Source organism: Burkholderia sp. HAN2018 (genome assembly GCF_024704855.1).
GTDB classification, from domain to species: domain Bacteria; phylum Pseudomonadota; class Gammaproteobacteria; order Burkholderiales; family Burkholderiaceae; genus Burkholderia; species Burkholderia cepacia.
This window is the reverse complement of sequence record NZ_QOBB01000308.1, coordinates 1-6,966: the sequence shown is the minus strand read 5'-3', so window position 1 is coordinate 6,966 and position 6,966 is coordinate 1. Positions and strand designations below refer to the sequence as shown.

At 66.7% G+C, this 6,966-nt stretch carries 8 protein-coding genes; 3 read left to right on the top strand and 5 right to left on the bottom strand.

Features of this window, described 5'->3' with window-relative positions; translation table 11 throughout:
* Nucleotides 1-493 precede the first annotated feature (493 nt).
* The gene (locus DPV74_RS37610; protein ID WP_011356424.1) at nucleotides 494-1,432 is read right to left on the bottom strand and encodes a LysR substrate-binding domain-containing protein; all 939 of its coding nucleotides are present in this window, start codon (nucleotides 1,430-1,432) and stop codon (nucleotides 494-496) included.
* 239 nt (nucleotides 1,433-1,671) lie between these two features.
* On the opposite strand from DPV74_RS37610, the gene DPV74_RS37605 reads away from it, so the two are divergent.
* Entirely contained in the window at nucleotides 1,672-2,547 is an 876-nt protein-coding gene (locus DPV74_RS37605) for a LysR substrate-binding domain-containing protein (RefSeq protein WP_119339027.1), read from the top strand.
* A gap of 166 nt (nucleotides 2,548-2,713) precedes the next feature.
* On the opposite strand, the gene DPV74_RS37600 is transcribed toward DPV74_RS37605, so the two are convergent.
* The 3 genes from DPV74_RS37600 to DPV74_RS37590 all read right to left on the bottom strand — a co-directional run bounded on the left by DPV74_RS37600 (nucleotide 2,714) and on the right by DPV74_RS37590 (nucleotide 4,630).
* On the bottom strand, nucleotides 2,714-3,067 hold the full coding sequence (locus tag DPV74_RS37600) for a hypothetical protein (RefSeq protein WP_119339026.1): 354 nt from the start codon (nucleotides 3,065-3,067) through the stop codon (nucleotides 2,714-2,716).
* Entirely contained in the window at nucleotides 3,064-3,789 is a 726-nt protein-coding gene (locus tag DPV74_RS37595) for a hypothetical protein (protein WP_119339025.1), read from the bottom strand. Before DPV74_RS37595 ends, DPV74_RS37600 begins: the two co-directional genes overlap by 4 nt.
* A 106-nt stretch (nucleotides 3,790-3,895) precedes the next feature.
* Nucleotides 3,896-4,630 (bottom strand): hypothetical protein, encoded by a 735-nt coding sequence (locus tag DPV74_RS37590; protein ID WP_119339024.1) that lies wholly within the window; start codon nucleotides 4,628-4,630, stop codon nucleotides 3,896-3,898.
* 207 nt (nucleotides 4,631-4,837) lie between these two features.
* On the opposite strand from DPV74_RS37590, the gene DPV74_RS37585 reads away from it, so the two are divergent.
* Together DPV74_RS37585 and DPV74_RS37580 are read left to right on the top strand one after the other, a co-directional pair.
* A complete protein-coding gene (locus tag DPV74_RS37585; RefSeq protein WP_048021519.1) occupies nucleotides 4,838-5,095 on the top strand; it encodes a type II toxin-antitoxin system ParD family antitoxin in 258 nt (85 codons plus the stop codon).
* Nucleotides 5,092-5,391 (top strand): type II toxin-antitoxin system RelE/ParE family toxin, encoded by a 300-nt coding sequence (locus tag DPV74_RS37580; RefSeq protein WP_162923250.1) that lies wholly within the window; start codon nucleotides 5,092-5,094, stop codon nucleotides 5,389-5,391. The genes DPV74_RS37585 and DPV74_RS37580 overlap by 4 nt, the downstream gene beginning before the upstream one ends.
* Before the next feature lie 157 nt (nucleotides 5,392-5,548).
* On the opposite strand, the gene DPV74_RS37575 is transcribed toward DPV74_RS37580, so the two are convergent.
* On the bottom strand, nucleotides 5,549-6,883 hold the full coding sequence (locus tag DPV74_RS37575; RefSeq protein WP_240440090.1) for an MFS transporter: 1,335 nt from the start codon (nucleotides 6,881-6,883) through the stop codon (nucleotides 5,549-5,551).
* Between the last annotated feature and the right edge of the window lie 83 nt (nucleotides 6,884-6,966).

The following is a 6,966-nucleotide window of genomic DNA, read 5'->3' as shown; positions in this document are numbered from 1 at the left end:
TGCGCGGCGGCCGCGGCGTCGACGGCGGCGAGTGCGTCGGCCGGCGTCGCGGCCGGCACGCGCGCGAACGGCGCTTCGGTGGCGGGATTGTGGACGACGATGAACGCGTCGCTTTCCGGGGCGACGAAACGGCCGTTCACGTAATTGCGTTCGGTGCGCATGAAGTGACTCCTCCGATGAATGCAGGCGGATCGCTTCGGGTGGCGACACGCGCGGCACGGGACAGAGGCCATTCTCTTCATGCGTTTAGCGCACGACAAACGACTTATTTTCGCGCCGGGCATGAGAAAAACGCACGTTACTCGGGCTGTCGGCCGGAATCGCCCGTCCGGCAAGGCTGCCGTGGCGCGGGCCGGGGGGAACGGGCGCGGGGCGGGCGGTGGCCGGGCCGCATTTTCAGACGGCGCCGAATGCGGACGGGCGTGGAAGCCGGTACGGTGTCGCCCGCGCGTGCCGGTTGACGGCGTTCGTGGTCGTTCGGGGCGGGGGGCTGCTAGGCCAGCGGCACTTGCGGAAGCGGCGACGACGGTTCGAGGTGGCGCTTCGCGAGCCACACTTCCTGCTGCAGCCAGTCGCGGAACTGGACGATGTGCGGCAGGTTCGTCTGTTCGGGCCGCGTGACGAACCAGTACGACTGATGGCCGTCGACGTGCACGTTGAGCACCTGCATCAGCTGCCCGGTCGCCAGTTCGCGCGCGACCATGTGGCGATCGGCGATCGTGATCCCGAGGCCGTCGATCGCCGCGCGGATCGCGTGGTCGAGCAGGTCGAATTCGTAGCCGCCGCGCGTGTCGACGTCGGCGATGCCGGCGGCCTTCAGCCAGTGCTGCCAGGTCAGGTAGCGCTGGTCGTCGGTGGCGAGCACGTGCAGCAGCGTGAAGCGGTTCAGGTCGATCGGCGCGCCGTCCTGTCGCAGCCGCGCATACAGCGCCGGTGCGCAGACGGCGATATGCTGCTCCTGCATCAGCAGTGCGTTGTCGAAGCCGTCCCATTCGCCGTCGCCGAACCGGATCGCGCAGTCGAGCACGCGCGATTCGCCGAGACTGTCGTGAATGCGGGTCGTGAGGCTCAGCTCGAATTCGGGATGCGCGTCGCGCAGCCGGCCGAGCCGCGGCATCAGCCAGCGCGCGGCGAAGGTGGGCGGCACGTTCGCGCGCAGGCGGTTCAGGTGGGTTTTTTCCTGCAGGCTGCGCACGGTCAGCTCGATCTTGTCGAACGATTGCTGCAGCGCGCGCAGCAGCACGCGGCCGGCCGCCGTCAGTTCGAGCTGGTGATGGCGCCGCTCGAGCAGGGTTTCGCCGAGCTGGCCTTCGAGCTGGCGGACCTGGCGGCTCACCGCGCTCTGCGTTACGTTGAGCAGTTCGGCCGCGCGCGTGAAGCTGCCGGTGCGGCCGGCCATCTCGAAGGCTTTCAGCGCGTTCAGCGCCGGCATCTTGCGTCTCACGGGGCGGTGTCGTGTTTGGTGCGGGATGCTTATTGTAGGCGGGCGGCGCGGGCGCGGGGACGATGAATGGAGGCGAACGAGGGCGCGGGCCCTCGGGGTTTTTACGGCGCGGCGGCTGGCGCGCATGGTCGCGATCAGGCGGCCCGCGGGATGGACGGCGGTGACGGCCGGCAACGGCACGAACGACACTAAAGATACGAACGATACGAACGAAGGGGACACACATCATGCGACGCCTGCCATCGTTGATCGCGCTGCGATTTTTCGAGGAGACCGCGCGTCACCTGAGCTTCAACCGTGCGGCGGTTTCGCTGTGCGTGACCCAGGGGGCGGTGAGCCGGCAGATCCGGCTGCTCGAGGAAGCGCTCGGCGCGCGGCTGTTCGAGCGCGATCACAAGGGCGTGCGCCTGACCGAGGCCGGCCGGCGCTTGCTGCCGTTCGTCGGGCGGGCGTTCGACACGATCGAGCGCGGCGTCGACGAAGTCGCCGCCACGCGGCCGGGTGCGAAGCGGCGCCTGACGGTGTCGCTGCCGCCGACGTTCGCGACGCAGTGGTTTTCGCCGCGGCTCGGCACGCTCGCGGAGACGCTGCCCGACGTCGAGCTGTCGATCCGCACCGAGCCGGCCGACGATTGCCATTGCCACATCCGCTTCGGGCGCGCGGCGCGCACGGGGATGCAGTCGGAGCTGCTGATGATGGAGCGGCATGCGCTCGTCGGTGCGCCGCGTTATCGCGGCGATGCGCTCGACGTGCTGCTCGGCCGGTTGCCGTCGCTGCATGTGCTGCACGAAGGCAAGCGCCTGACGCTGTGGGCCGACTGGTGCGAGCAGGCGGGCGTGCCGGTGGCGCGGATCGGCGACGGCATCGAGTTTTCCACGCTCGAACAGGCGATCCGCGCAGCGCGCAAGGGGGCGGGGCTCGCGGTGGTCGACCTGAACATGATCGAGGAGGAGATCGCTGAAGGCAGCCTCGTGCGGCTGTCGCCGGTGCAGCCGATCGGGCCGTTCGGCTATTGGCTCGATGTCGAGCCGGAGAGTGTCGCGGTCGAGCACGTGCTTGCGTTTGCCGCGTGGGTGCGGGAACAGGTGGGGCGGAAGGGGTAGGGGGCGACTGTGGGACGCGGCTGATCGGAATGTGGGAAAAATCGGATCGGTCCGCGCCGGTCGCACACTGCTTCCAACTTTGGTGTCCGTTAAAGATCGTTACCAACGGGAGACCTGTACGCTCGATGTCGAGCCGAGCCAGACGGCTTCGTCCCGTCGTTGCCGGCTACGCGTCGGGGTCGTGTCCGAAGTGCATGAGTGTCTCCCGGCGGCCGCTGGCTTCGATTTCGGCGATCGATTCGACTGGCAACTGGCACTTGGAGAGATCGATACGCCCGACGTTGAAGACGGCGCGTCGAGGCGGAGATGCCGGCATGTCGGCCGGTCGTGTGTCGTGCCCGATGGCGGACTGGCGCATGACGCGCGCCAGGCTTCGATGGAGTTCGTTTGCGACGAGCGTATCGAGGAGTTGCCTGGCTTCGGAGACGAGAGCAAGGCGATGCCGGTTCGCCGGCCGGCCCCGCTTTGCCATGGCGCGCGCGATCCGGAATCCGGCAATCGGCGTGTGCTTTGCGTTCATTCGTAAATCCCCTTTTCGATCAGGTATCTTTGCAGCGCCTGCACCGATGTGCCGCGCGGTGCGACGTCGAATGACATCCAGCGATGTGATCCCGCCACACGCCAGAAATCTCGCCCGAATCGTGTGGCATAGAGCGCACGCAGCGACCGGAGCGATCCGTCGGCAAGACCGGCCGGGCGCCCCTGGAAATACTGGAACAACGCTGCTTCATCGCTGCACTTGTCGGGAATGGGCGCGTCGAAACCGAACCGTGGCCATGCGTAGTATCCGAGTAGCCGGCGCCCGCCCGGTTTGGGCGCGGCCTTCCGGCCCCCCGCTGCGAATGCAATGATTCGGCTGATGCCCAACGTATCAGATGCCCTGACGATGCGCCACAGCATCGCCGCGCCGAGTCCCGCGATTGCGTTGTCGACGAGATCGATCGTCTTGAGTTCAAGTAGGGATGCGTCCGATTCTCGACGCACCGATACGCGGTTTTCGGATCGGATCCAGGTGGTGTTCGTGACCGAGAGCGTCAACCAGCCTCTGCTGTCGAGATAGGCTTGAATCTCCGATCCGGTGGGCGCTCCGCACAACGAAACCAGCAACGCGTCGGGAACGTGACCGTCCACACCCAGCAACGCGGAAATATCGAGGCCGTTTCGTTCGACCGCGAGCCGGTCGTCGAAGTACGTCGTCTCGTACGGTAGGACATGACTGAGGTCGACAAGGCGGGCGGGCATGGTTGCGGTCGAAAAGCGGAAAGCCCCAGCCTATCGCCGCGAATCCGCCGCGCCGAGTCCGCCGAACGGCCAACCACGAGGCGGAACGCCCGCCGTCCCGCCCGCCTTACGACCAGTCGAACGTCAGCAGCGCCACGCGGCTGACCGGTTCGTAAAACAGGAGAATCCAGTCGGCGCCCGCCGCGCGATATTCCCATCCGGTCACGCCGGCAACGAAGCGAAAGCGCGCCCCGTCGGGGCCGATCGGCCGGATGTCGTCCGGATCGCTGTCGTCGACCGGGAAATCCGAGGTGCCCGACCAGTTGCCCCAGCCGACCGATCCGCCAAGCTGGTCGACGAGATTGCACGGCTTTTCCTGGCTGAAATCGCGCTCGGCCGGCGCGTACTGGTTCGACGAGTAGAGCACGCCGTATTCGGCGAACCGCTTGCGCGCGGCTTCGATGCTGGCCTGTTGTTCGGCGTAATGCGCCTCCAGTTCCTTGCGATAGCCTGCGTCCCGCGGGTCGGGCGGGTTTTCCAGATAGAAGTAGCGCCGGTCGCCGAGCAGCGTGTAGCGGTTGTCGTCGTCGAGCCGGAACCCGATCCAGTTCGCGCGAAGATAGTCGTTGTGGTACGCGGCCGTGTCCTGCCCGACGAGCCCGTCATAAGGTTCGACCGGGCTGAGCAGGTGGATCCAGCCCTGCCACGACGGATCGACCGTCGACAGGTCGATCGACACGAGCGGATGCAGATGGCGCGCGAGTGCGGCATCGGCCTCGGCAAAGACGTCGGTGTCCGACGGGTAGACCTTCAGGCCGGGTTGTGGCGTGACGATGTCTTCAATCATGATCGGTGTTCGCATGGTGGGCGTTCGGCAAGGCTACACGAGTGAAGGCGAAACCCGGATGAATGCCGGCACCGCCGCAGCCTGCCTGAATCCCGTTTCGTCCATTCACCCGATCGGCCGTGAAAGTGTTCGCGCCGTTCCGTCCGGAGCGTGTCTTCTTGATAATAGTTGATAACCAAGGTACGCTCGACGGATCGAATTCAATCCGGTCGGGAGGTCGACATGATCAGTGCGGAACTGGGCCAGCAACTGGAGGCTTACGTCGCGAAGCTGGTCGAATCGGGGCGCTACGGATCCAAGAGCGAAGTGCTGCGCGAAGGCGTGCGCCTGATCCAGGATCGCGAGGCGCAACTGAATGCGCTGGACGCGGTGATCGCGCGCAGCCTGGCCGATGCGGAAGCAGGACGCGGCGCCGAGGCGGCGGAAGTCTTCGACCGTCTCGAGGCGAAGTATCGGGCGCAGGCGGATCGGCAGGCCTGATCGTGCGCCTGTCCGATTTTGCGATTGACGAGCTCGAAGCGGTCGCCGATGACATCGCACGCGACAACCCGCAACGCGCCGTGACGTTCGTGCAGGAGATTCGCGACAAGTGCATGAGTCTGGCCGCGATGCCGCTGGCGTTTCCGCTGGTGCCGCGCTTCGAGCGTCACGGCGTGCGGCACCGCGTGTACGGCAACTACCAGATCTTCTATCGGGTCGTCGGTGATCCGCCGACGCGGATCGACATTCTTCACATCCTGCACGGCGCGCGGGACTACGCGTCGATTCTGTTCTGAACGAACGCGCGCACCGCATCGCGTCCGGAATGCGCGAACCCGGCCGCGGCCGGGCTCGTTCGAATCGCGATCGGCACCGCCGGCGTGCATCGGCGGCGAGTCGAAGCGAAAGCACCGAGCGTGACGAAGCAGGCGGGCACGCCACCCGCCTCCGTCGTCAATGCCCCGACGCCTCCTCCAGCGTCAGATGCTTCGTCTCCGGCGCCCACGCGATCGACACGATCATCCCCACCAGCAGCACGCCCGCGAGCGCGAACATCGTCGCGTGAAAGCCGAACGTCGCGATGCCGGCCGGCAGCAGGAACGTGCCGATCGCCGAACCGAGCCGGCTGCACGCGATCGCGAGGCCCACGCCGCTCGCGCGCACTTCGGTCGGGAAGCACTCGGGCGGGAACACGCCGACGAGGTTGCTGAACGCCGACATCGTCAGCGTGAAGATCGCGAACGCGACGATCATCGCGACGGCCGCCGCTGACGGCAGCACCGCGAGCGCGACGAGCGACGCGCACGTCACCGCGAACGAGCCGATCAGGAAACCGCGTCGCGACAGCCGGATCGTCAGCCCTATGCCGATCAGCGCGCCCAGCACGAGGAACGCGTTCAGCAGCAGGTCCGTACCGAAGCCTTCGGCGAGGCCGATCGTCTTCAGGATCGTCGGCAGGAACGTGTAGATCGCGAAATACGGAATCACGAGGCACACGAAGAACGCACAGTTGAAAATCGTGCGGCGGATCAGGTCACGCTGGAACAGCCGCGCGAAGCCGGCATTCGCATGCGGTTCGGCCGAACCGTCGAGCATCACGTGCGGCCCGAAGTGCTTCGCGACGATCGCGCGTGCTTCCTGCACGCGGCCCTTGCCGAGCAGCCAGCGCGGCGATTCGGGTGTACCGATCCGCAGGACCAGCACGATCAGCGCCGGCAAAGCAGCCGATGCGAGCAGCCACCGCCATGCGTCGGGCGTGGCATCGCCGTATGCGAGGCCGAGCACGTTCGCGGCGACATAGCCGATCGTCCAGATCACGCTGAACGAGCCGAGCAGCGTGCCGCGATGCTTGCGCGGCGAGAATTCGGCGAGGATCGCGTGGCCGACGGTGAAATCGCCGCCCATCCCGAAGCCGATCAGCACGCGCAGTACGCACAGTTCGAGCGGCGACGTGACGAAGAACTGCGCGAACGCGGCCGCCGTGATGATCACGAAGCTCGTCAGGAAAATCTTCTGGCGGCCCATCCGGTCGGACAGCCAGCCGAACACGAGGCTGCCGAAGAAGATGCCGATCAGCGCCGAGCTGCCGATCATCCCCATCCAGAACGCGTCGATCGGCATCTGCCTGCCGAGCGCGGCGAGTGCGTAGCCGATCGTGCCGAGCGTGTAGCCTTCGGTGAAATGCGCGCCGAACGTCAGGCCGGCGATCTTCACGTGGAAACGGTTGAGCGGCACGTCGTCGAGCGCGACGGGGCGGTGCGGCGCATCGGTGCCACGCGACAGCGGCAACGCGCGCGCGGTGCCGGATTGAACGTCGGCTTGGGTCAAGCTGCCTCCTGGATTGTTATCTGGCGCGGCGGCGCGCGCAGGCG

Bases quoted from the DNA above. Each gene is read 5' to 3' on its own strand.
- DPV74_RS37585 (WP_048021519.1), top strand. From the start codon at position 4,838: ATGATCAGTGCGGAACTGGGCCAGCAACTGGAGGCTTACGTCGCGAAG.
- DPV74_RS37595 (WP_119339025.1), bottom strand. From the start codon at position 3,789: ATGCCCGCCCGCCTTGTCGACCTCAGTCATGTCCTACCGTACGAGACG.
- DPV74_RS37600 (WP_119339026.1), bottom strand. From the start codon at position 3,067: ATGAACGCAAAGCACACGCCGATTGCCGGATTCCGGATCGCGCGCGCC.
- DPV74_RS37605 (WP_119339027.1), top strand. From the start codon at position 1,672: ATGCGACGCCTGCCATCGTTGATCGCGCTGCGATTTTTCGAGGAGACC.
- DPV74_RS37590 (WP_119339024.1), bottom strand. From the start codon at position 4,630: ATGCGAACACCGATCATGATTGAAGACATCGTCACGCCACAACCCGGC.
- DPV74_RS37610 (WP_011356424.1), bottom strand. From the start codon at position 1,432: ATGCCGGCGCTGAACGCGCTGAAAGCCTTCGAGATGGCCGGCCGCACC.